The organism is Paraburkholderia sp. GAS348 (genome assembly GCF_050434205.1).
Lineage (GTDB): Bacteria > Pseudomonadota > Gammaproteobacteria > Burkholderiales > Burkholderiaceae > Paraburkholderia.
The window spans coordinates 32839-56892 of sequence record NZ_JBNPVT010000027.1 but is presented as its reverse complement, the minus strand read 5'-3'; the positions used below and the strand labels follow the sequence as shown (position 1 = coordinate 56892).

Below are 24054 nucleotides of genomic sequence, written 5' to 3'. Positions count from 1 at the left end.
CGGGTGCACCGTGAAACCGGCTTACTCACCGAGGCCGCGATGACCTGCGAGAAATTGAAGTTGGGCATAACCTTCGTCATGCTAAGTGTGTTCCTCGCCGCCGGCGGCCACGCCCAGCAAACGCTACGCACGCCGAAAGCAACCGCCAGGCCGGCGGCGAAAGCTGCTGCGCCGGCCTTCATGCCCGGACTCGAACCACGCGCGATCGACATCCTCAAGGCGGCGAGCGCGCGCCTTGCGGCCGCGAAGACGATGACTTTTACGGCCATCGTCTCCTATGAGAGTCCGAGCCGCCTCGGTCCGCCTCTCGTCTATTCGACGAAGTCGGAAGTGACGCTTCAGCGTCCCGACAAGCTCAGAGTGATCACCCTCGGTGACGGTCCTCCCTCGGAGTTCTACTACGACGGCAAGACGATGACAGCGTTCGCGCCGCTCGAGAATCTGATCGCCATTGCTGACGCTCCGCCGACGATCGATGCCGCACTAGAGGCAGCCTATAACCAGGGCGCCATTTATTACCCGTTTACCGACGTAATCGTCGCCGACCCCTACAAGGACATCGCCGATGGACTGAAAGTCGCCTTCTATATCGGTCAATCGAACGTCGTCGGCGATACCACAACGGACATGGTGGCGTATGTGACCGGGGATGTATTCGTGCAAATCTGGATCGGCGCGCAGGACAAGCTCCCGCGCCGCATTTACGCCGTCTACCTCAACGACCCCGCCCGTCTGCGCCACGTATTGGTGCTCTCCGATTGGCAACTCGATCCGGCTGTGCCCGCAGACGCGTTTGCGCCGGCCAGCGCAGCCGGCGCGGCCCGCATTGCGTTCGCGCGTCCAGACGCGAGCGATGCGCCGGGAATGAAGCCGCCGCCGAAGACCAGACACACCGGGACGCAATGAGGAGACGCATCGTGAAGAAAGTCGTCATCCGTCTGGTGGGTCTTCTTGTGTCGTCGCTCGCAGCCAGTTCAGCCGGCGCATGGTCGCATGCCAACTATTACGGAGGCAGCACGTCGCACGCGCCCGGCTCGGGGTCGACAACCCGCAGCAACGCATGGGGCGGCAGCGAAACGCACACCTATGGCCAGGGCACGACCGCGACCGGGCGCTACGGCGACACCGCCACGCACGCGCAAGGATCGGGACAGACGAGCGTCACTAACCAATATGGCGGCAGCGCGACCCACACCTATGGTCAGGGCACCAGCGCCACCAACGCGTATGGCGGTTCGGCGTACCACGCCGCAGGCTCGGGTTATACGAGCTACACGAGCGCCTCGGGTGCGACCGCTTACCATAGCGCTTATTACGGCGCCAGGTACCCCGCCTACCATCCTCCGGTCACGGTGAACAATTACGGATCCAGCTGCTACAACTGCGGCGGCTGGTCCACCGCGGGGGCAGCCGCAGCGGGCGTCGCAGTCGGTGTGGCGGCGGGCGCGGCCATAGCGTCGGCCAACACGAACGCAGCGGCATCGAATGCTTACAATGCGGGCTACGTCGCTGGAGCAACGGCAGCCCCGCCACCCGCCCCTGTCAGTACGACATTCGCCATGGGTGCGATCTATGCGGCACTACCGGCAGGCTGCATAAAGCCCTCGGTTCAGGGCGGCACATACTACCTGTGCGGTAATACGTGGTTCCAGCCCGCCTACGGCGCAAACGGCGTTTACTACCGCGTGGTGCCAGCGCCTTAAGGAACGTTAAGGGTTGCTTACCGTGCTCGCGTAACTCGGCCCACAGAGACAAATTGGAAGCCAGCTGGCGAAGCTGACCAATACTCGGTATGGCGGTCGTTGCAGCCGGTCGGTGTCGCGCGTCCTGATTCGGGGCGGCTCAGAGTCAAACCGCAGGGGGCAATCATGAACTCACTGGTAGTCGCCTCGATCGTATTTGTGTGCGTCTCCGGCAGCGGGATGCTCGGTTTGGCTCTTCGCACTTTTCTTCCCGACCATCATCTGAGCGAGGATTCAACAGCTATCGTGAAGCTGGGGGCGGGCCTGATGGCGACGCTCGCCGCTCTCGTCCTTGGTCTCCTCATCGCGTCGTCAAAGGTTACTTTCGACCGACTCAACGACGAGTTCACGCAGACGGCGGCTACGGTCTTCGTGATCGATCGCACCTTGGCCGATTATGGTCCGGAGGCAAAGGAAGCCCGCGAGTTCCTGCGCAGCACCTATGCCTCAGCTGTGGAGCGGTTCTATTCCGAAGGCGGCGCCGGAAAGGCCGACGTGGACGCTCCTGAAACCTTGGCGCACATGGTGCAATTTCAGCAAAAGCTTCGAGAACTGGCTCCACGAAACGACATGCAGCGCATGCTGCAATCGGAGGCCCTGGCTCGCAGCCACGACCTGGCGGAAGCGCGCTGGATACTGTTCCGACCAGGGGAAGGCGCGATCCCAACGCCATTCCTTGCGGTGCTGGTGCTTTGGCTCGGTATCCTTTTTGCCGGCTTCGGTCTGGTCAGCATCAACTACCGGACCGCCTTTGCGACGCTTTTCGTCTGTGCACTATCGGTCGCCGGCGCTATTTTCCTGATTGAGGACATCGCCCACCCGCTCGAAGGGCTGATGCAGATCTCGCGCACGCCGGCACAGATAGCACTCTCCCATCTCGGCCAATAGGCCAACGCTACCCGGCGGCGGCTTTCGGCAAACATGGGGCACCGCAGCCGTCCTCCATCTCCCGCCGTTCAGCCGGGCTTGCGAAGCGGGCATGGATTCGACCCCGCTATTGGCTGACGTCTCGCCTACAATGACACTCATACGCAGGGTCCGCGCCGGCTTGAACAGGTGCATGGCGCCCACGCGTGTTCCGGCTAGCACCCGCCTGCCGCCGCCAAAAATCCGTGAAAGGGGAACAACATGACACGACTCATCGCTCTGTTTTTGATCGCCGGCACCGCTCTCCTTGCGGGCTGCAACACCGTCGCGGGTGCGGGCGAAGACATTTCGAAGGGCGGCCAGGCCATCCATAACACGGCTGAGCAAGCCAAATAGCCGCCGCTGGCGCGACGGGCCAGCCGTTCGATATTGCGCGCTACACTGCCGGGCGCACATGTGTCCGGCAGTGGCGAATACTCGCGGCGCCGTGATTACGGCCGTGCCCCATAATGGAGCGCTGACAGCGGCCAGAACATCCGAGCATGAACCTTCATCGTCTCGATCTCGTCTCACTTTCGCTTTTCGCACTCATTGTCCGAAGCGGCAGCATCAGCAAGGGCGCCGAACTCGCCCACCTCGCGATCGGCGCCGCAAGCAAGCGAATCGCGGACCTCGAATCCACAATCGGCGCCGAGCTATTCGAACGCCACTCCCGCGGCATTACGCTCACCGCGGCGGGCGAGGCGCTCAAGCTTCACGCGCAGCGTATTCTGAACGACGTCGACCTGATGACGGCCGATATGTCGGACTATGCGGCCGGCGTCGTGGGCGTCGTTCGGCTGTGGGCCAACACGTCGGCGGTGACGCAGTTCCTGCCGTCAGGGATCGCGGAATTCAATTCCAGCAATCCGCAAATCCGCATCGAGCTGGAAGAGCAGGATAGCGAGCAGGTCGCACTGGCGGTGGTGGACGGCGTTGCAGATTTCGGCATCATGGCCGACCAGATGCCGACGTTCGGCCTTCAGACCATGCCCTATCGCCACGACCATCTGGTCCTGGTCGTCCCCAGCGGCCATCCGCTGACCCAGCGCGAGTCGGTCTCGTTCATCGACGCGCTGGAGTTCGACTTCGTCAACCTGTCGCGCAATACCTCGCTCGCCAAACGCCTTCAGGCCGCCACCGCCTTTTCGGGCGGACAGCTGAAACTGCGCATTCAGGTCCGCAGCTTCGATGCGATGTGCCTGATGGTTGCCGCGGGACTCGGCATCGCCGTGCTGCCCGATGAGGCGGCAGGTCCGCACCTGAGGTCGATGGGCTTGCACAAGATCGGCCTGTCGGAAGACTGGGCCCACCGCGAACTGCTCATCTGCGCTCGCGATCTGAAAGCACTGCGCAAACCGGCGCGGCTGCTCGTCGACCATCTGACCCGCGCGGCGCCGGAAACGGCCCAGGCCCCGACCACGACCCGCTGACGCAAAGCGCGCTTTCGCGTCCCGCGAAAGCTGGGTTCCACACTGTTGCATTCCGCCCACGGGATCGCGCGCGGAAAATGACTCTCCATAGACAGCAGCCTTGCCGGCCGTGACTGGCCGGCCAGGCAAGCATTCTTTCATATGAATGGATGGAGACACCCCCTCATGCAGCCCGCGAGTACGCCCCGTACGTTGTTCGACAAGCTGTGGCAAAGCCACGTCGTGGCTCGCTCGACAAGGTCTTCATCGGCTCGTGCACGAACGCGCGCATTGAAGACCTGCTCGTGGTGCCGCTCGACCGCGCGAACGTCGACACCGATGCAATCATCCCCAAGCAGTTCATGAAATCGGTGAAGCGCACCGGATTTGGCGTCAACCTGTTCGATGAATGGCGCTACCTGGACCACGGCGAGCCCGGGCAGGACGTATCGAGCCGCCAGCCCAACCCGGACTTCCCGCTCAACCAGGCACGCTTCGCGGGCGCCCGGATTCTGCTCACGCGCGACAACTTCGGCTGCGGATCGAGCCGCGAACACGCGGCATGGGCTTTGTCGGACTTCGGCATTCGCGCGCTGATCGCACCGAGCTTCGCCGACATCTTCTACGGCAACTGCTTCAAGAATGGCCTGCTGCCGATCAGGCTCGACGAGCGCGTTGTCCAGGACCTGTTCGACCTCGTCGCCCGCCCGTCCGGTTTGCGACTCGAGATCGATCTGGAGGCGCAAACCATCCGGCCCGTAGGCGGCGACGCGCTCCCGTTCGGGATCGAACCGGAACGCAAGCGCCGCCTGCTCAAAGGGTTGGACGACGTCGCGCTGACGCTCGGCCAGGCCGACCTGATTCGCGAGTACGAGCGCGTGCGTCGCGCTCGGGAGCCTTGGCTCTTCAACTAAGTCAACGCGCCTTTGGACACCGACCGCACGCTCAGGAGTTTTTCATGATGAACGGCCACGCTTCTTTTCCGAGTACGCCCGCAGCGCTTAAAGGCGTGCGCGTGATCGAGATGGGTCAACTGATTGCCGGCCCTTTCGCCGGCAAGACGCTCGGCGAATTCGGCGCCGAGGTCATCAAGATCGAGCCGCCGGGCGCCGGCGATCCGCTGCGCAACTGGCGTCTGATGAAGGACGGCACGTCCGTCTGGTGGCAGGTGCAGTCGCGCAACAAGCGCTCGCTGGCGCTCGATCTGCGCAGTGCCGAAGGCCAGAACATCGCGCGCCAGCTGATCGCCGAGGCCGACGTCCTCATCGAAAACTTCCGGCCAGGCACACTCGAAGGCTGGGGCATGGGCTACGAGCAACTGGCCGAGCTGAACCCCCGGCTCATCATGCTGCGTATCTCGGGGTACGGCCAGACGGGACCCTACCGCGATTTGCCGGGATTCGGCTCGATCGGCGAGGCGATGGGCGGCTTGCGTCATCTGACCGGGGATCCCGGCTGCGTACCTGTGCGCTGCGGCATCTCGATCGGCGATACGCTCGCTGCGCTGCACGGCGTGATCGGCGTGCTCACCGCGCTCTATCACCGCGACGCGAACGGCGGCAAAGGGCAGGTCATCGACGTGGCGCTTCATGAAGCAGTCTTCAACGTGATGGAGAGCCTGATTCCCGAGTACAGCGTGTTCGGCGCGGTCCGTGAAGCCGCCGGCAGCGCGCTGCCCGGCATCGCACCATCCAATGCGTATCGATGTGCCGATGGTTATGTGCTTGTCGCCGGCAACGGCGACAGCATCTTCAGGCGCCTGATGACGGCGATCGGCCGCAGCGATCTGGCGGACGCCCCTGCGCTCGCGAACAACGCCGGGCGTGTTGCGCGCGTTGGCGAACTGGACCAGGCCATCGAAGCGTGGACCGCGCAACGTTCGACCGAAGACGTGCTGGCCACGCTGACCGAGGCGCGCGTGCCCGTTGGCAAGATCTATACGGCCCGCGATATCGCCGAGGACCCGCACTACCGCGCACGCGACATGATCTTGCGGCAGACCACGCGCGACGGCTATGACGTCGACGTGCCGGGCATTGTGCCCAAACTGATGGGCACGCCGGGCTCCGTGCGCTCGTCGGCGCCGAAGCTTGGTGACGACACCCATGACATCTTGCGTGAGATCGGGCTCTCCGAAAGCCGGATTGCCGAGTTGCGTGACAAAGGAGCAATCGCATGAACATCTGGAACGGACAACACCGGCGCATTTACATGCAGGAAGTCGGCACGCGCGACGGCTTCCAGGCGGAAGGCACGTTCGTCGAGACGCGCGACAAGATTGCGCTGATCGACGCGCTTTCCGAAACAGGCATGGCGAAAATCGAGGTGACGGCTTTCATGTCGCCGCAAGCGATTCCCGCGTTACGCGACGCCGAAATCGTGCTGCGTGAAATCGAGCGCAAGCCGGGCGTCGTCTATACGGCACTCGTGCCGAACATGCGTGGCGCCGAACGCGCAATCGAGGCGCGCGCGGACGAGTTGAATCTCGTGATGTCCGCGACCGAGAGCCACAACCTGTCCAATCTGCGGATGACGCGCGAGCAATCGTTCAATGGGCTGAGGCAGGTTGCCGCCAGCGCGCGCGATGTGGGACTCCCGGTCAACATCTCGCTGTCGTGCGCATTCGGATGCCCGATGGAGGGCGATGTGCCGACAGACACCGTGATCGAGTGGACGCAACGCTTCGTCGAAGAGATCGGCGCGCGCGGCGTCACGCTATGCGACACGACCGGCATGGCCTTTCCGCAGCAGGTCGCCGCGCTGACGGCGCGATGCATCGAGCGCTGGCCGCAGACCGAGTTCACGCTGCACTTTCACAATACGCGTGGCATGGGTCTCGCCAACGTGCTCGCCGCGATCGATGCGGGCGCCGACCGCTTTGACGCGTCGCTGGGCGGTATCGGTGGTTGTCCCTATGCGCCGGGCGCCAGCGGCAACGTCTGCAGCGAGGAGATCGTGCATGCGCTCGAACTGATGGGCTACGACACAGGCGTCGATCTGGGCGCGCTCATCGACGCGTCAAAACGCTTGCCGGCGCTGATCGGCCACGATACGCCGAGCCAGATCGTGAAGGCGGGGCGGCGGCTCGACCTGCATCCGCTCCCGGCCGACTTTGCCGCGATCCGCGAGCCCGCCCCTTTACGCTCAAGCAACTGTTCACCGAGCGCGAAGCGCTTCGCCGCACGCTGCTAACGACGGTGCTTTCGATTGTCGCGACGACTGGGTGGTGGTGAGACTCGGGAAACCAATGACGGTGGTCGTCGCAGACTATTTTCGATGAGCAACTTTGTGCGGAAATTGGCAACAGTGAATTCTGCCGGTTGCGCTCGTTACTGAGCGAGTGCAGATCTACACTGCACGTACCGGGTACGTACAAGACTGTACGCGGGACACCTCCTGGAGAAAAAACCATGAAAGTTGCTCAATTTATCGTCGCCGCCGCTATCGCAATTCCCGCTGTGTCCTCGTTTGCACAGTCGACGCCTCCGTCAATGAACGACGCTGTGAGGGCGCAAATAGCGCAAGAACAGATGACATATCGATACACGGATCCCGCTGATCAAACGCAAGCTGCGATAAATGATGTTAAGCGGACCTGGGTGCCACCACGCCAGATAGCTGAAGTGAATATGGGGCGTTATTCGCTTTCCGTAGTCCGTCCGTCTTTTTGATACTTTCAATCGTAATCGAGATCTCGTTGTCTTGATCGAACTTGAGGATCACGACAGCAAGGTTTCCGACTGTCGCACGATGCATTCGAGTGTCGTGAGCGGGAAGGTCGACGCATGAGGCAACGGTGTTCAGCAGGTTCGGCGGTAAGTCATAACTTCAGGAAGCAACAGACCAGCGATTGTGTCAGGCTGCCTGCCGGCTCGATACACTGACGCACAAAGCATTGTCCGACGAAGCTCAGCCACTAAGCGGAAGTTCGCAATCACGAACCCTCTTCGGTGCCACTTACGCTTCATCGACACGCGGTCGTCGAATGAATCGAGGTATACGCGGGACCGGGTGCGTTAAGGGTTGTTCGATGCCTGCCAACACGCGCAGAGGCACCGTCACATTCCTGTGGCCGATGGCAGGCATCGAATAACCCTTAACGGGTGGAGTCTCATGGGACCGGCGTAACCCGACTCGAAACGGCCGTCTGGCCATCCCGGACGCGGCCGTTTGAGGGCTGCCGTTGCCGCCTATATCCAGACAGGAGGCTTGCCTGCTAGCAGGCCTATACTGGTAGCGGCTTGCAATCCACCGTGGCCGTGCTCGCAATCAACGAATTTTCCACCTCAAATTAGTTGCGACTGACGGACTCCGCCGGCTCACATGAGTTACGCGACTGGGCTTGCAATGAGCGGGCAAGCCGGAGCGTTCCCGATAGCAAGCCCTTACATTTAGCGGAGAATTCTGATGCAACAGAAATTACGTGCTGCGGTTGTGCAATCGGGATCCGTCGTCTTCGATGCGGACAGAACCATCGATAAAGTCGCGACGTTCACCGCAGACGCCGCGCGACAAGGAACTCAACTTATCGTATTTCCCGAAGCATTCGTCTCAGCTTATCCAAAGGGACTCGATTTCGGCTCGACAATTGGTGGAAGGACCGCTGCCGGACGCGAGGACTATCGTCGTTACTATGACAGCGCGGTAGAAGTGCCAAGTCCCGGCACCCGCCGGTTGGGCGAGGTTGCCGCCGACCACAAGCAATACATCGTGATCGGCGTAATCGAGCGGGACTACGGCACGTTGTATTGCACTGCGTTGTTTTATGGTCCGGACGGTACGATGCTCGGCAAGCATCGCAAGCTGATGCCGACCGCCGGCGAGAGGCTGATCTGGGGCTATGGCGATGGGTCGACCCTCCCGGTTTTCGACACGCCGTTCGGCAGGCTTGGCGCAGTCATTTGCTGGGAAAACTACATGCCATTATTGCGTATGGCGATGTACGCCAAGGGTGTTCAGATTTACTGCGCCCCCACCGCTGACAGCCGGCCGACATGGGCTTCCTCCATGCAGCATGTTGCCTTGGAGGGTCGTTGCTTTGTATTGTCAGCCTGCCAGCACCTGCGCCGATCGGATTGCCCAACCGACTATGCCGCAATCCAGGGTAACGATCCGTCCACTGTGCTGATGAGCGGTGGAAGCTGCATCGTCAGCCCGCTTGGCGAGCTCATTGCCGGCCCAATCTTTGAGCAGGATGCATTGCTCGTGGCCGATCTTGACCTCAACGACCTTGCCCGGGCGAAATATGACTTTGACGTCGCGGGTCACTACTCGCGTCCGGACATCTTCCGTTTGCATGTCAACGAAGCGGCGACGCCTCCCGTCGTGTTTGAGACAAATGGATTCGGCAGCGGCTTCTGAAGGTCAGCGCGGGAGCCGCCATTTGCAATGTGATGCGACAGAATGCCGGCCGGGAACCGCGCAACTAATTTAGCCCTCGGCCTAATCGGCCATCAAAGTCTGAGCTCGCGCACACATCGGTTCGAAATGAAGCTGGCTCGCCTGACGAATCGCTGGTCGCCGTCGCTTCGGCATGTTCCGATGCAATATCCGCGGCACCACTCCACGTTGGCGCTCACCATTGCATGGTTTCCTGACGCAGGCCACTTCAGTTCATATTGCCGCCGTGTCGAGGCCCTGGAACATCGCAGCGGTCAGTCTGGACCACCGGCACGTGAAGTTGTATCGTTTGAAGAGGGGAGCGGAAACGTCTGCTGAAATTCCGCGCTGGAACGGCAAGATTTCTTTTCATCACATTGCGAGGCCAAGGGATTTGATGGCACGCACACTGACAGTCGGACGGCGGATTCTTTGGGTGCTCGTACTCTGCATTGCCGCGACATGTCTGGCAACTGGCGCAGCGCTGCTGTTCGAGTTGTCGGTCGTCAGCCGCGCGGTGAGCGATTTCAGCCAGGACGAGACACGGGAACGGGCGCGCATCGCCCATGGTGGGCAGGTTACGCTCGATGAGCGCCTAAATCCGGCCTACCTGAAACGCTACGATCTGGACCCGGGCCAATACACCGACAGTCAGGGCCATTTTTCACCAACGGGCGCCGACTGGCAGCGATGGAGGCTTCGAACCAAAGCGGCCGCGACGGTGATGTGGCTCGGCCACGATCCGCCAGGCACATGGTGGACGCTACGACAGATCAAATGTGTCGATCGCTTTCCCGAAGCCCACGCCGATAGCGAGCCGATCGTCGACATTGCCGATGCATGCATCGGTCAGCCGCACTAATTGGCGCAATGTTCAGCGGTTGCGCGAGGGCGGGCGTGCCGGTTGGGCGATGATGCCGGCCGGCACCGTGAGCAGGCACTGTCACGCAAGCGGCGAAAGGAGAGTAGCGAACATGAGCATCACGCTTAATCACACTATCGTGTACGCGCGGAACAGGGATGCATCGGCGGGATTTCTCGCAGAAATACTCGGACTTCCCGAGCCGAAGCCATTCGGGCCGTTCCTTGCCGTGCAACTGGAAAACGGCGTCACGCTGGACTTCTACAGTGATGATCATCAAACGCGGCCGGAACACTATGCGTTTCTGGTGAGCGAGACGGAGTTCGATTGCATTCTTGCGCGAATACAGAGCCGCGGATTGCCCTACTGGGCGGATCCCTTTCACCGCCGGCAGGGCGAGATCAATACGAATGATGGCGGTCGAGGCACGTATTTCGAAGATCCGAGCGGCCACAATCTCGAGATCATCACGCAGCCGTACGGCAGCGGCGCATAAGGAATCCAGTCGGCTTCCGGTCCGGACCGGGAAAGCGTGTTTGGCAGTATTGGCCTGCGGAGAAGCCGAAGGATTTCTCGGCATTCGCGCGCTGGTCGCCGATCGCACGTTGATCGAGCCCTAGTGTTCTCGCGACAGTCAGCACGCGCCCCGTTACGGACAGATGCACTGCCCGACAGCGGCCATTCGATGTCGAAATTTCTGCGGTGGCTAGAAGTGGCATTAAGCGTCACTCGTAGCAGTTCTGAAGGATTACAACGCTCGGTTCATAGGCTAGAAAAATATGCCCGATTTCTAGCCGCGGCGGACTCAAGCGCTTGCAGTAGCGCCCAAGCGGTTTGTCGGTATGACCGGTTCCATCGTCAAGATAATGAGCTACTGCAAGAAATTACGCAGCGAGTATTCGAAACTTTCTTTGTCACATATGGTTCCCATTCGCAAGATCGCCGCCTCTCAGTTTGATCAAAATTGCATCTGACGATGCCTGATTGTCGGCGATCCAGGCACCGATGTCGATCGGCCGACTGCAGCCTGACACCAATGGTGCCGAAAGCGTTTCACTAAAAAACTATCGGATCATTTTGTTACACCTCTTACCGAGGTCCGAATGACGAGTTACAAAAACCTTTCGGAGGGCGGTTATACTCAGCGCCGTCCCAAAAACTAAAGACCTTTTATGTCGAAGAGAATCTTCCAGATTGTTGCCATTGCAGCGCTCAGCACAGCAGCGTCGTTACCGGCGGTGGCCGGTGATATGAACAATGCCCTTGGCGGTGCGCTCGGCGGCGTAGCCGGCGCTGCCTTGGGTGGCGCAGTAGGCGGCAGCACGGGTTCCGTCATTGGCGGTGCAGTCGGCGGCGGCGCCGGCGGTGCAGTCACGTCAAACCGCAGGGAACGCACGGGCGCCATCATCGGTGGGGCGCTCGGGGGCGGTGCCGGTACAGCGGCAGGCAATGCGATGGGCGGCCGCACGGGCGGCCTCGTCGGCGCGGCCCTGGGTGGCGGCGCGGGTTCAGCGCTTGGCGGTAACATGTCGCGGTCCAATTCGTACGCGGACGACTATGCCCGCGGCTACCGACCGGACAAGCGCCATCACAAACATCGCCACTATGACTGAACGTTGAGCAAAAACGGCGTGGTTCAATCAAAGGTTAAGCCCGAAACGCCGAATACCTTTCGCAGCGCTGCACGAGCGATTCTCATGTGAGCCAGAACCGGCGCTTGATGAGCCACGCCAGCCTCTTCAATCGCCATAGCGGCGCCAGACTCCGACCGCAGCGAAGGACTCCGCGAATCCCTCCATCGCGCCTTGTCTGACGCCCGCCCGCACCACTTCGTACAGACAGTCGTATAGACGAAAACCTGGCATCGAACCACCCTTGGCGATGGTTGCCAGACAGGTCGTGTCGAAGCGGACATTCGCCATCACGCGCAGTGGTGGTAACTCGCATGTCTTTTGCCCGGCCAGGAAGCAACCGAACTCGTCGGCGCACCAGCTGCATCCGCAGCCCATCGAGTCCCGCGCTCAACGAATGGCCGTTTGCGAGCGAAGCTTAAGACAGGAGTCGACCCAAAGCAGCCCTTTGACTGTTTCGAAAGAGACATTCACGACAGGCCGCTACGCGCCCGATGCGCGGCCATTCTGACAGCCGCGCATCTGCCAACAGGGTCAGGCGGCCTGCCCCGCGCCAAGGTCAGCACCTGTCGTCGGATCGGACTTTGCATCCGAGGCCGTTCTCGATGCCATTGCCTGAAGCACCTTCACATCCCCCTTCGATACATTTACCGTGGCGCTCCCGTCTCCGCCATCCACCGCCGGCTCCGGAGAGTCAACGAACTGCCAGTCCGGACCTTCGTTCCATGGCCCGCGCGTCACATCATCACCTTGCGACATTTTGTAGTACACGCTGGTGTATTCCGGCACGCCGGGAAGCTTGCCCTGCGGAAAGTTTGGCTGAATCGAATGTAACGCTTTCTCGAACGATTTCTGGTGAGCGATTTCTCGCGTCATCAGAAACCCGAGCGTTTCCTTGATACCCGGGTCATCTGTGACGTTGATGAGCCGTTCATAGACAATCTTCGCGCGAGCCTCGGCGGCGATATTCGAACGCAGATCGGCCGTCGGATCGCCAATCGTGTCGACATACGCGGCGCACCACGGCACACCGGCCGAATTCGTCAAGGCCGGGCCACCTCCGTAGAGTAATGCCGTGGTGTGCGAGTCGTTTCCCCCACCAGTCATCGAACGGTACAACTCTGCCTCGGCTTCAACGGCTTCGGCCAACTGGCCCTTCGCGCTTTTGTTCAGCATCGCGACGATCGAGCCGACAATTTCCAGATGACTCAATTCTTCGGTCGCGATATCGAACAACAGATCCTTGCGGCCAGGATCATCCTCGCCAACGGCCTGGGTAAAGTATCTGCAGGCGGCGCCGAGTTCTCCTTGGGGACCACCAAATTGCTCGAGCAGCAGATTCGCAAGACCTGGGTTCGGCGCCGCGACGCGCACGGTGTATTGAAGGCGTTTGTTGTGAATGAACATGAGACTTCTCCGGTGATTGGCCGCAGCAATCCCGCACGGGCACAGACGGGGACCATTAATGTCCCTGTACCCGTGCAGAGTCGCACATGACCATCGATCAATCCGGACAGCGGGCCAACCACATGGTCGTCCGCACCCAACAGTGGGCGCCCGGGTCTCAGAGCGAGCGCCCTGGCGGATGCGCTGCGAGAATGCCGCGCATGGCAACGCGTTGCCGATTCTGATGCAGCATGCACCGTGCCCATCGAGAAAATTCCGCCGTCTGACCTGCCATGCCGGCTTGCACCATGGCTCCACGGGAAAATTGGCGGGTGGCGCTGAACTCCAGGTGAATTCGATTAACCGATCCGTGCGTCGGTGGAAAGCCGCTATTTACGTGGACTACCTTCTGCCCTTGTGTAGCGGCAGGAGGAGACGCTATTCGCCGCGTGGCAGTCGTACGGCAAACACGGTTTCGTCATTTTCGGAGCGAACTTCGATCTCGCCTCCGTGAGCCTTCGCGATTTCGCGCACGATGTACAGTCCGAGGCCGAGGTGACTGTCATCGTTGTATCCTTCACTTTGATCCACACCGCGCCTCAAAGGCTCAAAAAGCTGCTCCATAGCTGCCGGCCCAATCGCAGCGCCGCTATTCAAGACAGCGATATGAATATCGGCCTCCTTACCGGTCACAATGACCCGCACCGGTGTCGTCGATGCCCCGTACTTGACGGCATTCAGAACGAGATTTCCGAGCAATTGCTGCAAACGTGGGCCGTCCCAGACACCGTCACATTTCCCCTGTATCGTCAGATCCAGCTGGCGATCAGGATGTATCGCGCGAAGCTGGTCCAGTTCGTCGCGAAATACGGCAGCCAGGTCCACATGGGTCGGAACTATATTGATGCCAAGACCGAGCTTCGTCCGGTTGAAATCGCTGAGATCGTCGAGAAGAGACTGCATGCGGGCGCCGCTTCGGATCAGGCGACTCGCAGCACCCGTCACTCTCTCTCCGGCATTCAACCCGACGAGATACGATGCGGTCATCTGAATGGTCTGGAGCGGGCTGCGCATATCGTGCCCGAGCATTCCGAGAAACAGGTTGCGAGCCTGGTCCACTTGCTTGCTGAAAAGGCCGACTGATTCAGCCAGTGCCTGGTCGATGGCTTCGTTGAACCGGATGACATCGTCCAATTCCAGTTCGTTGCTCGGGCAGTGGTCCATCCATAGCCGAAGGACACTGGCGCGGAGCGCTCGGTATTCCGCTGTCAATTGCTTGATGTCGAAACCGCTGCGTGCCCGCAGGATCGCGTGTGTTTGTGCCGCGGTTTCTGGAGCGTCGACTATTACTGGCGCGCGTCCTTGTGATTTTTCGACTTGTGCGTTTCTTGTCTGGGCGGCGGACAGAACCTTCGCGATCGCCTCCAGGATCTGTTGCGCATGGTCGCGTAAAGCGGGCGATTTCAGATTTGCGGCAGCCGGCAACAGCGTGCACGCGAATGCCTCCCATTGCGAGAGGATCGCTTCCATGTTCCGCAAAAGGAAGTCGGCCAGTCGCATGCGCGCCTCGAATAGTGGCAATGAGCCGTGAATTGAACGTCTATACCGGACCCATACTACGCGGAAATCTTACGAATGACCGCCTCGGGTCTGCCAATTGCGTCCCGGCAGGCACAGTCGGGAGAAACGCAATGTTCCCAGGCCAAGCTCACCACTTACTTGTCGCAGATTATGACCCTGGCTTGCTCGCCGCATACGTCCACTATTTCGAGATTCACGGCTACGAGGTTCGGGCCGCTCAAGACGGAGTCGATGCGCTGGCCGAGTACTGTCGGTGGCTTCCGGCATTCGTTATCCTCGACATTCAGATGCCTCGACTCGACGGTCGGGAAGTGGCTCGGGAGATCAGGCGCCGTAGCTGCAACCCCTCACCACTGCTTGTCGCGGTGTCCGGTTTGTCATCGCAGGTCGAAAGGGAGCTAAGCCTTCGGTCGGGTTTCGACCACCATTTTGCAAAACCTGCCCAACTGCCGGTCATTCTTGCCATGGTTGCCTCTCACTCGCGCATCAGCGACGCGAATATCGCCCTGGTTCATAGCCGTTGTGACTGACCGCTTTCGCGACGCAGGTCGATTGACCGCTTGTGGCCGAACGCGGTCCGATGACAAACCGCGGTCAACCTCGAACGACCTTCATCGTCTCGACCAGCGGACCATCGCGAAACGCAGATCGCGTCCGCTTAAGGTCGATTCTTCAACGAACTCAGTGCCGAAAGCGCCTGAAAAAGCTGCGAATGTCGGCCGCGAGGAGTTCAGGTTCTTCCATTGCCGCGAAATGGCCACCGCGCGGCATGTCGGTCCATTGCGCGATATTGAATACTCGTTCCAGCCATTCGCGTGGGGGGTGGTTAATCTCTTTCGGAAAGTGTGCAAAGCTCACCGGCGGCAATACCCGTTGTCCTGGGGTGAAACGCAGGGGTTGCAACCGGTTTTCCCAGTACATTTGAATTGCGGTACCAATGCTCTGGGTGTACCAGTAGAGCGACAGGTTGGTAAGCAACTCATCTTTCGAAAATCGCCCCTCGATAACCCCGTCGCAATCGCTCCAGGCGCGAAACTTCTCGCCGATCCACGCGGCCAGCCCGGCCGGCGAGTCGTTAAGCGACGCGGCCAGAGTTTGCGGCCTCGTGGCGTGCATATGCGCATAACCGCCCTCGAGCGCAGCCCACTCGCCTTTCTCTCGAAGGTAGTTTTGTTCTGGGATGGTAAGCGGCGAATCAGCGGCATCAATTGCCGGTTCGTACGATGTCGGTAGAAAGTTTAGATGAATTCCATCGACTACCTGGGAGTGGCGCGAGGCAAGCACGACCGACACCCCCGCGCCCAGATCACCACCCTGAGCGCCAAATCGCTGGTAGCCAAGACCACGCATCAGCGACGCCCACAGATCGGCTACCTGAAACGCCGAAGTACCAGCGGCGGCAGGTGCCGGCGAAAATGCAAAGCCCGGCAGTGACGGAATAACGACGTCGAAGGCATCGTTCGGGTCCGCACCGAATGCAGCCGGGTCGCGCAAACGATCCGCCAGCTCACGAAATTCGAAGAACGATCCGGGCCACCCATGCGTGACGACCACCGGGTATGGCCGCGGTCCAACACCACGCTGATGAACGAAGTGCACACGCTGACCGTTCACGTTGGCCATAAACTGAGGCTGCTGGTTCAGACCGCGTTCCGCGGCCCTCCAATCAAAACTGTCGGCCCAGTACTTCACCAATTCGCGCAGCCATGTGGTGTCTGTGCCCTGTTGCCACGGCCCTGAAGGTGTCGCGGATGCCCACCGACTGTCGCGCAAACGCCGGCGCAAGTCGGCGATCTCAACATCGGACACGCAAATTTGAAATGGCTCGATATGCATGGCACCTCCTCTGGAAGGATGCAGTCGATTCTCCACGATCTAACTGACAGTGCCGAACGACCACGGTTGGCTGGGCTTTGTACGACGACGAAGTTCCGTAGACGGACCCTGAACCGCCGTTCCGACTTTTGCCATCGCAACATCGTTCCTCGAAGTCTAACGGCCATCCGTCCACGCCAGGTCGCGTGCCGCTTATTGGCAGTTGCAGACGTTCACTGAGGGCGCAGACGTGTCTTCGGCAATTGTCCGCTGACGAGAAGCCAGATGATCGTGGCCGCCCCGATGCGGGTGTCACTGTCGCCAGTTCAACTTCCTGTTGCCGTCTCATCCATGCCATCGGTGGCATAAACAAATTCTATATGGCTCACCGTGCCGTGAGTGAGCACATTGCGCGGCCGATTGTAAGTTCTTTGTCTTCAGATTTCTTGCAACTCCGTCCAGCTTACTGCTTGAACCGCGACCACAATGTGTCCCCTGCGCGGTGAAACCCTCCAGATCGGCAGAGCCGGTTCGGCCCTGCCCGCCATGCCACGCCGTTACGGCGTGCGCGGAAACTCGAACGCGTCGAACAGATCACCGATTGCGGGCGAATTGACCGGCACATACGGATGCGTCTGCAGCTGGATCGGATTCGGCAGATTGTCGCGGCTTCTCTGCGTGATCGGCTTTAGATGCCAGTTGCGTTCGATGAACTTCAGGATCGACGCGTGATCCGAGTACTGATGCACGACACGGCCGCCGCGCGAGTATGCCGACACGACGATCATCGGAATGCGCGGGCCGTCGCCGAAGTAATCGAGCGGCTGGATGTAGCCTGAGTCGTAGTAGCCGCCGCCTTCGTCGGTCGTGACCAGGATCGCCGTCGAAGCCCACAGGCTCGGGTCGCGCTGTACCTTCTCGATCAGCTTGTGCACGAACGATTCAAAAAGCCCGAACTTCGACGACTCCGGGTGCCCGTCGAGCAGGCCGCCCGGCTTCACGAACGAAACCGCCGGCAGCGTGCCATTCGCAATGTCCGCGTACAGATCGGTCGTGTCCTGCAGATGCGCACTGACTAGCGCGGGGTTCGTCATGATCGCGGTTTCATACAGGAACGGGTTGCAGATATTGCAGTAGACACTCGTGGCCGGCGTCTTGACAAACGTATTCCAGCCTTCGCCGTAGTACTTCCACGAGATGCTCTTCTCGATCAGAGTATCGGCGATCGTGCGCACCGGCGACGGCGGGATCGTGAACGTATTTGTATTCACCGTGCCGTCCCCGTTGTAGCCGGGGTTGTAGTTGTTCAGCAGGTAATACGTGTTCGGCTCGCACTTCGCGTCCGGCTTGTACGGCAAGCGGTCCAGATAGTGGCGCAGCGTGCCGGCGCCGGGCTGATGACTGTCCGAGCAGTTGGTATACGTGCCGCCCGAATAGCCGTCCTGCGTGTAGTAGTTGTTGGTGCCCGGTTGCGGCAGCGGATTCTCGATCTGATCGGCGGGCGGTTTCGCGGCATTGCCGTTGCCGTCCGTGTAGTAGAGCGCGTCAGCCGTGCCGATCATGATGCTGTTCGCGCCCGTGCCGCCCATCACCGGCTGGTGATAGTTGTCGCTAATCGTGAATTGGCGCGCAAGATGCGTGAAGTACGGCATGTCGCCTGTATTCACGTTGTAATAGCCGAGCGCGGTTGCGCCTTCGCCGGTGGTCTCGTCGTTGAAATTCGCGGGCTGCGGCTTGCCGTTCGAACCGGCGCCAATCGAGGTCTCGACCCATGCGAACAGATCCATCTGGCAACCGCTCGGATTATCGAGCGTGGCGTGATCGAGGCTGCAATCGGCCTGTTGCCAATTCTGGTAGAAGCGGTGCACTGGGCTGTTGATGTACTGATCATAGTCGGGACCGACGCGCGAGATCTGGTACGGTCCGTTCGGCAGGTTATACGTGTTCGAGCCGAAGCGCGTATCGACGCTATGCTGCGGCACGCCGCTCGCCCCGGTAGTCAGGTGCACGACGTCCCAGGGCTCAATCATGGCGCCCTCGGCAGCCTGAGCCACTGTGAGTGTGGCGAACGGCGGCGGACTGGTATCGCTAGGCGTGCTCGCCGTACCGCCGGTATTCGGCGCCGGGAGCACCGTATAGGGCTGTTTGCCGCTTGGCGCCATATCGAAGCGCTTCGGGTCCGTGGCGCTGGCCGTGTATTGCGCGGCTAGCGCGAAGTTAGGTCCTGGGCGGCCGTCGGCCGTGATGATGCCCTTCGACAGCAGGTTCGCCACCGTCTGCCCCCGGCGCGGCGTGTAAGCGCCGAATACGTGATCGAACGTGCGGTTCTCGCCGACCACCACGATGACATGCTTGATCGGCGACGCGGTGTTCACCGCGGCTGCGGCGGCCTGCTGCTGGCTTTGCGCGACTGCCGGCCAGATAGCCGCGGCAAGCGCGAAGGCAGCGGCGCTGCAAAGCAGGCCTCCTCTAAATGCTGGGGTACTAATTACATTGGCAATTTTCTTCACGAACGCCTCCATGACGTTACCCGGATGAGCAAGCGGTAATGTGGCGTGTGGTAACAACGAGCAGCTCCCTGCGTGGAGACGCTGCCTCTCTCTTACAAAGCATTACGACGGAGAGAAGTTATAGGTTGGCAATGACGATATAGAGACAAAAAGAAGTCGATGGCGTGTGAATTTTCTAACGAATAACTTTCAATGCGATCCGTATTGCATAATTCGCCCGCGGCACTGGATTGGACGACAACGATGTGCCCGCAACAAAGGTGCGCAAGCGCATCATTGACCATTGCCGTTATCTCGTCGCTTCAACAGGAACCGGCACTATACTTTCGCATGTCCTTATCGTTATTGCAGATTTCGACCACGCATCCGGTTTTTATTTGGCATTACTGTATGCAGACGGTCCATTCCATCTCGGCCAGTTTGAGTCGTTCGGCATCGTGGACCAGATCATCAACAATTGGCTAGCTTCATCAAATTTTCTCTGTTGCCAACTTCAGACCTAGCCCGACAAACAAGGCGCCCATGGTCTTAGTCAACCATGCGGAAATAGCCTGGTTACGACGAAGTGCGCCTGTCATTCTCGCCGCAAGAAACACGTAGGTGATACTCGTTGATATTCCGACCATATTGCCAATCACGCCTAACGCAATGAGATGCTTCACAGGACTCGGGTCTTGTGCGTTCATGAACTGAGGAAGCAATGCGATGTAAAACAGAGCGACTTTCGGATTCAAGACGTCGCTGAGAAAGCCTTGCCAGAAGATGAGATGTAAAGCTTTTTTCTTGGCATCACCGCTGACAGGGAGAGCAATTCCCTTGGAGCGCAATGCTCCCAAGCCAAGGTAAATGAGATAAGCCGCACCGACCCACTTTACAGCGGTGAACGCCGTTGCTGATGCCAAGAAAAGCGCCGAGAGACCAGTTACCGCAGCGAGCAAATGCACATAGGCGCCGAGATTAATTCCGAACGCAGCACATAGCCCTGCCGCACGTCCTTGTGCAATTGTTCGCCCAAGCATGAACAACATGTCGGGACCAGGCACGAGACAAAGAACAAGACTCGCGGCTACAAAGAGCATGTATGTATGCAGACTCATAGTTTCTCCGGTTCAATCTCGGGAGGGGGCGGACAAAGCTTGCCATAAACAGGGCTTGAGGGCGGTGAAAAAATATTGTTGCCGCCATTGTCGATCTGCCCGCATTGGGTCAGTTAGGGCAGCCTTAATGTCCGCTTTCAGGTGAGCTGGCTGTCCCTTGTGGGTCGCGTGCCGCCGATCAGAGATTCACGCGGCTCAGGTCGCGTATGCTCTTTGCATGAGGCACTACGCGGCCACTTTCGGCCGTTCGACATTGCTGGATGAATCGTCGACAATCTGCAGAGGCTTTGCCATCGGGCCACTAACGCGCACAGTCCGTATCGAGTCTTCACATGCCACATATCGAATTGAAGCAGGCTGAGAAATCGGATCATCAGCTAATCGTGAACCTGATGCAGTTTTATAACTATGACTTCAGCGAGTGGGTTCCGCTTTCGTTTGCGGAAGACGGGTTCTTCGCTATCCGTCCGAAGGTTGAATATCTTTCCAGTCCAACGACGATTCCACTTCTCATTCTTGTTGACGCCCAAATTGCCGGTTTCGTGATCGTCGACGACGAGGTTCATGCCGCAGGGGCGCAGCACAATATCGGCTACTTTTTCGTAGCGCGGCGTTATCGCGGTCTAGGTGTGGGAACGCGGGTCGTGTCCGATTTGCTGTGCAAATTCCCCGGCCGTTGGCAGATATGGCACGTCAGGGAAAATTTGGGAGCAGCGGCGTTCTGGGCAAAGGTTGTCCCCGTTTTATCCGACGGCAAATATGTCGTCCATTCTCTGCCCATCGACGACTGCAATGCGACGCTGTACCGGTTCGACCGATGAAAGGTCGTTCGGCTGGGTGCGGCCGAGGCCGTGTGAAAACGGAAAAGTACTCGGTTTTCGGGCGTCGTTTTACCTTTCCCAAGGTGCCGCCAAGCCGATATGGCGCGATCTGAAGGGTCGATTTATTCGACTGCTACTTTTAGCTTGCGTTTTCACACGGCCTCGGCCGCGTGCTGCCCGACGCGTCAGGCACATCTCGACCCACAAGGGACCTTCGCGTGCCACGTACGAGTGTCCGGTGAACACCTCAAGGTTGCCGTCGCATTGCGAGCTGTAAATCCCGCTAAGATACGTTCTTTCCTCAAGAGGTTTCTGCTCATGACTACGTTAGCCGGTCGCCCCAACACCGCACTTGTCGTGATCGATCTTCAAAATGAAGTCGTCGCGAACGCATATCGATGCAATGAAGTGCTCGACGCGGTCAACGTGCTCATTGAGCGGGCACGCACCGCGCACGTGCCAGTTGTTTGGGTCCAGCACACCGACGAAGACCTCAAGGAGGGCAGCGAAGCATGGCAGTTTGTTGCCGAACTTGCTCCAGCGCCAGGGGAAGCGGTTGTCGAAAAAAGTTATCGCGATGCGTTTGAAGACACTGATCTAGAGCAGGTTCTATCCAGGCTCGGCGTAGGCAAACTCATTGTGACCGGAGCGCAGACGGACATGTGCGTTCGCTCGACCCTGCATGGCGCACTCGTGCGCGGCTATGACGCCACTCTGGTCAGCGATGCCCATACGACTGAAGACATGACGACAACTGGCGCGCCGACACCGGACGCCGTGATCAGGCACACCAATATGTACTGGAGCAAGCAAAGGGCACCTGGCCGCTCGGGCGGAGTAATCGAGAGCAAAGACGTCGATTTCGCGCCGTGTGGTCCCTGAATACGGCAAGCAACCGCCCAAGCCGTATGCTGCGGTCCGTTGGGAGGCCGAAATCCGGCCCAAATTGGCCACTACGTTCGCTGCCCTGTGTGACCGAAACTGGCCGGACTCCGGCCGTTGGAATCAAGACGCTTATCCGCTCGACCGGAGCGTTGCCTACACGCGTTTGCAACGTGGGCGATGCGCCCGGGGACCACTCCCCGAGCTACCGCGTGACAGCTACGCGAGCGGTCAGATCTCTATGACGTCCCCCATCACATCTTTGAGCGCCAGTAAAACGCTGAGCGAGGAAAGCGTTTGTAGGTGGCCTTTTTAGCTCGATGATTTCCTCTGTACCTAGATGTTTCGACTGCTCGGAACAGAGAGTACGCTGGACGACTAAGTCCCATTTTCGCTGACAACTTGCAGACGCAATTCCTTCCGCATTACCTTACCGGTGGCGGTCATTGGCAAGGTTTCAACGAAGCGAATTTCGCGAGGATACTCGTGAGCAGCAAGCCGGGTTTTCACATGTTGCTGGATATCACGCGCCAGATTTTCATCACCGACAAACCCTGGGTTGAGGACGATAAACGCCATCACGATCTCTGTGCGCGCACTATCGGGCGCCCCAATAACCGCAGCCATATAGACAGCAGGGTGGCGCAGTAAAGAGTCCTCAATTGCTCCGGGCCCGATGCGGTATCCTGCGCTCGTTATAACGTCGTCGTCGCGGCCGACGAAGCGAAAGAAACCATCCTCATCGCAGGTCGCCAGATCTCCCGTGACGAGATACCGGCCCCGATACTTCTCGCGGGTCGCTGCTTCATGCTGCCAGTAGCCCAGGAACATGACAGGGTCAGGGCTCTCGACGCCGATATTCCCGATCGTCCCGGGTGGCTGCTCCTGTCCCGCATCATCAACGATCTTAACGCGATGCCCCGGCACGCACCGACCGATTGCGCCAATGCGTGGCTCGTAGAGGGCAGCGCAAGATGAGAGAACGACGTTGCACTCGGTCTGACCGTAAAACTCGTTGATTGTCACACCCAGCGTGTTCCTACCCCACTCGATCAGCTCCTCGCCCAAAGTCTCACCACCGCTTGCAACGGATTTAAGCGACAACGACCAGCGTTCCGGCCGCTCCACAGTACGCATCATCTTCAAAGCTGTCGGCGGAAGAAACGTATGCGATACACCGTGACGCTCCATCAGATCGAATGCCGCCTCTCCATCAAATTTCGCAAATCGCCTCGCGAGCACCGGGACGCCGTGATGCCACGCCGGGAGCAGGACATCAAAGAGACCCCCAATCCAGGCCCAATCAGCAGGGGTCCACATCAAGGTCGCGTCGGTCGGAAATCCTTGCTGTGAAAGCTCGACGCCCGGAAGATGTCCCAGCAGCACCCGATGCGCATGAAGCGCCCCTTTAGATTTTCCGGTAGTTCCAGACGTATAAATAATGACGGCGGGGTCATCGGCCGTCGTTTCGACGGGTGTGAAATCACTGGACGCAGCTTGCAACTCGCCCCAGAACGAATAAATCCCTGCTTGAGTTCCCGCCTCCCCACCGTCGACGTTATAAATGCTTTGCAGTTCTGGCAGCGACTGTCGGATGTCCCGTAATTTCTCGATGCCTGAAAGATCGGTAATTAGCGCGACGGTGCCGCTGTCGCCCAAGCGGTGCTCAATAGCATCGACGCCGAACAAGGCAAAGAGTGGAACCGCAATCATGCCCGCTTTGTACACAGCCAGATGCGCTATCGCCGTTTCAGCAGACTGAGGAAGGAAAATCGCGACCCTGTCACCACGGCGCGCACCATGACGTAGAAGCGAATTTGCAAAACGGCCCGACAGCGATTTCAGCTGGTCGAACGAATACTTCGTAGCCTTCCCATCATGGTCCTCATAAATGAGGGCAACGCGCCCGCTACCGTCAGCCCATTTGTCGCAGGCGTCCACACCGATGTTGTAGTTTGCAGGGATATTCCACGCAAAGTCCGCTGTAACACTCTCGTACGTCTGTCCTTCTAGCTTCATCTCCGCCTCCA

Annotated in this window: 24 protein-coding genes; 17 read left to right on the top strand and 7 right to left on the bottom strand. The window is 59.6% G+C overall.

The annotated features are described in order from the left end of the window. Nucleotides 1-39 precede the first annotated feature (39 nt). From P3T22_RS29195 to P3T22_RS29135, 13 genes are all read left to right on the top strand, one after another. Nucleotides 40-906: a DUF2092 domain-containing protein gene (locus P3T22_RS29195; RefSeq protein WP_429326841.1), complete on the top strand. Its 867-nt coding sequence runs from the start codon at nucleotides 40-42 to the stop codon at nucleotides 904-906. An 11-nt stretch (nucleotides 907-917) separates the two neighbouring features. After that, a complete protein-coding gene (locus P3T22_RS29190) occupies nucleotides 918-1703 on the top strand; it encodes a hypothetical protein (protein WP_063500856.1) in 786 nt (261 codons plus the stop codon). 165 nt (nucleotides 1704-1868) lie between these two features. Next, nucleotides 1869-2630: a DUF4239 domain-containing protein gene (locus P3T22_RS29185; RefSeq protein ID WP_063500113.1), complete on the top strand. Its 762-nt coding sequence runs from the start codon at nucleotides 1869-1871 to the stop codon at nucleotides 2628-2630. A 240-nt stretch (nucleotides 2631-2870) separates the two neighbouring features. After that, nucleotides 2871-3005: an entericidin A/B family lipoprotein gene (locus P3T22_RS29180; RefSeq protein ID WP_063500114.1), complete on the top strand. Its 135-nt coding sequence runs from the start codon at nucleotides 2871-2873 to the stop codon at nucleotides 3003-3005. A 146-nt stretch (nucleotides 3006-3151) separates the two neighbouring features. Then, the gene (locus P3T22_RS29175) at nucleotides 3152-4081 is read left to right on the top strand and encodes a LysR substrate-binding domain-containing protein (protein WP_063500115.1); all 930 of its coding nucleotides are present in this window, start codon (nucleotides 3152-3154) and stop codon (nucleotides 4079-4081) included. Nucleotides 4082-4350: 269 nt separating this feature from the next. Next, entirely contained in the window at nucleotides 4351-4974 is a 624-nt protein-coding gene (gene leuD / locus P3T22_RS29170; RefSeq protein ID WP_063500857.1) for a 3-isopropylmalate dehydratase small subunit, read from the top strand. A gap of 44 nt (nucleotides 4975-5018) precedes the next feature. After that, entirely contained in the window at nucleotides 5019-6239 is a 1221-nt protein-coding gene (locus P3T22_RS29165) for a CaiB/BaiF CoA transferase family protein (protein WP_420488494.1), read from the top strand. Further along, nucleotides 6236-7252 carry a hydroxymethylglutaryl-CoA lyase gene (locus tag P3T22_RS29160; RefSeq protein WP_429326840.1) on the top strand — a complete coding sequence of 339 codons (1017 nt, stop codon included), beginning with the start codon at nucleotides 6236-6238 and terminating at the stop codon, nucleotides 7250-7252. Before P3T22_RS29165 ends, P3T22_RS29160 begins: the two co-directional genes overlap by 4 nt. A 218-nt stretch (nucleotides 7253-7470) precedes the next feature. After that, complete coding sequence (locus P3T22_RS29155) at nucleotides 7471-7731, top strand: hypothetical protein (protein ID WP_082855429.1); 261 nt, start codon at nucleotides 7471-7473, stop codon at nucleotides 7729-7731. 736 nt (nucleotides 7732-8467) lie between these two features. Next, on the top strand, nucleotides 8468-9421 hold the full coding sequence (locus P3T22_RS29150) for a carbon-nitrogen hydrolase family protein (protein ID WP_429326839.1): 954 nt from the start codon (nucleotides 8468-8470) through the stop codon (nucleotides 9419-9421). A gap of 415 nt (nucleotides 9422-9836) precedes the next feature. Beyond that, nucleotides 9837-10301, top strand: coding sequence for a hypothetical protein (locus P3T22_RS29145; RefSeq protein ID WP_063500859.1), 465 nt, complete (start codon nucleotides 9837-9839; stop codon nucleotides 10299-10301). A 112-nt stretch (nucleotides 10302-10413) separates the two neighbouring features. Then, nucleotides 10414-10797 carry a VOC family protein gene (locus tag P3T22_RS29140; RefSeq protein WP_063500118.1) on the top strand — a complete coding sequence of 128 codons (384 nt, stop codon included), beginning with the start codon at nucleotides 10414-10416 and terminating at the stop codon, nucleotides 10795-10797. 676 nt (nucleotides 10798-11473) lie between these two features. Then, on the top strand, nucleotides 11474-11914 hold the full coding sequence (locus tag P3T22_RS29135; RefSeq protein ID WP_063500119.1) for a hypothetical protein: 441 nt from the start codon (nucleotides 11474-11476) through the stop codon (nucleotides 11912-11914). Nucleotides 11915-12040: 126 nt separating this feature from the next. Here the strand turns inward: P3T22_RS29135 and P3T22_RS29130 are convergent, their stop codons facing one another. The 3 genes from P3T22_RS29130 to P3T22_RS29120 form a co-directional block, all read right to left on the bottom strand. Continuing rightward, on the bottom strand, nucleotides 12041-12223 hold the full coding sequence (locus P3T22_RS29130; protein WP_063500120.1) for a hypothetical protein: 183 nt from the start codon (nucleotides 12221-12223) through the stop codon (nucleotides 12041-12043). A 243-nt stretch (nucleotides 12224-12466) separates the two neighbouring features. Beyond that, entirely contained in the window at nucleotides 12467-13339 is an 873-nt protein-coding gene (locus tag P3T22_RS29125) for a manganese catalase family protein (RefSeq protein ID WP_063500121.1), read from the bottom strand. Nucleotides 13340-13756: 417 nt separating this feature from the next. Then, entirely contained in the window at nucleotides 13757-14878 is a 1122-nt protein-coding gene (locus tag P3T22_RS29120; RefSeq protein WP_429326838.1) for an ATP-binding protein, read from the bottom strand. A gap of 131 nt (nucleotides 14879-15009) precedes the next feature. Here P3T22_RS29120 and P3T22_RS29115 point away from each other — a divergent pair, with 131 nt between their 5' ends. Further along, the gene (locus P3T22_RS29115) at nucleotides 15010-15429 is read left to right on the top strand and encodes a response regulator (protein ID WP_429326837.1); all 420 of its coding nucleotides are present in this window, start codon (nucleotides 15010-15012) and stop codon (nucleotides 15427-15429) included. 151 nt (nucleotides 15430-15580) lie between these two features. Here P3T22_RS29115 and P3T22_RS29110 read toward each other — a convergent pair whose 3' ends face one another. Both P3T22_RS29110 and P3T22_RS29105 read right to left on the bottom strand, forming a co-directional pair. Further along, nucleotides 15581-16735, bottom strand: coding sequence for an epoxide hydrolase family protein (locus P3T22_RS29110; RefSeq protein WP_063500124.1), 1155 nt, complete (start codon nucleotides 16733-16735; stop codon nucleotides 15581-15583). Between the two features lie 536 nt (nucleotides 16736-17271). Beyond that, nucleotides 17272-19236, bottom strand: a complete 1965-nt coding sequence (locus P3T22_RS29105) for an alkaline phosphatase family protein (protein ID WP_082855430.1) — start codon at nucleotides 19234-19236, stop codon at nucleotides 17272-17274. A 218-nt stretch (nucleotides 19237-19454) separates the two neighbouring features. Between P3T22_RS29105 and P3T22_RS29100 the strand changes: the two genes are divergently transcribed. After that, nucleotides 19455-19727, top strand: coding sequence for a hypothetical protein (locus tag P3T22_RS29100; protein WP_148662376.1), 273 nt, complete (start codon nucleotides 19455-19457; stop codon nucleotides 19725-19727). On the opposite strand, the gene P3T22_RS29095 is transcribed toward P3T22_RS29100, so the two are convergent. Continuing rightward, complete coding sequence (locus P3T22_RS29095) at nucleotides 19695-20321, bottom strand: LysE family translocator (RefSeq protein WP_429326836.1); 627 nt, start codon at nucleotides 20319-20321, stop codon at nucleotides 19695-19697. The genes P3T22_RS29100 and P3T22_RS29095 overlap by 33 nt on opposite strands. Nucleotides 20322-20653: 332 nt before the next feature. On the opposite strand from P3T22_RS29095, the gene P3T22_RS29090 reads away from it, so the two are divergent. Further along, the gene (locus P3T22_RS29090) at nucleotides 20654-21142 is read left to right on the top strand and encodes a GNAT family N-acetyltransferase (protein ID WP_429326835.1); all 489 of its coding nucleotides are present in this window, start codon (nucleotides 20654-20656) and stop codon (nucleotides 21140-21142) included. A gap of 231 nt (nucleotides 21143-21373) precedes the next feature. Then, nucleotides 21374-22024 (top strand): cysteine hydrolase family protein, encoded by a 651-nt coding sequence (locus P3T22_RS29085; protein ID WP_236721018.1) that lies wholly within the window; start codon nucleotides 21374-21376, stop codon nucleotides 22022-22024. Between the two features lie 378 nt (nucleotides 22025-22402). Here P3T22_RS29085 and P3T22_RS29080 read toward each other — a convergent pair whose 3' ends face one another. After that, nucleotides 22403-24043, bottom strand: a complete 1641-nt coding sequence (locus P3T22_RS29080) for an acyl-CoA synthetase (RefSeq protein WP_063500128.1) — start codon at nucleotides 24041-24043, stop codon at nucleotides 22403-22405. Between the last annotated feature and the right edge of the window lie 11 nt (nucleotides 24044-24054).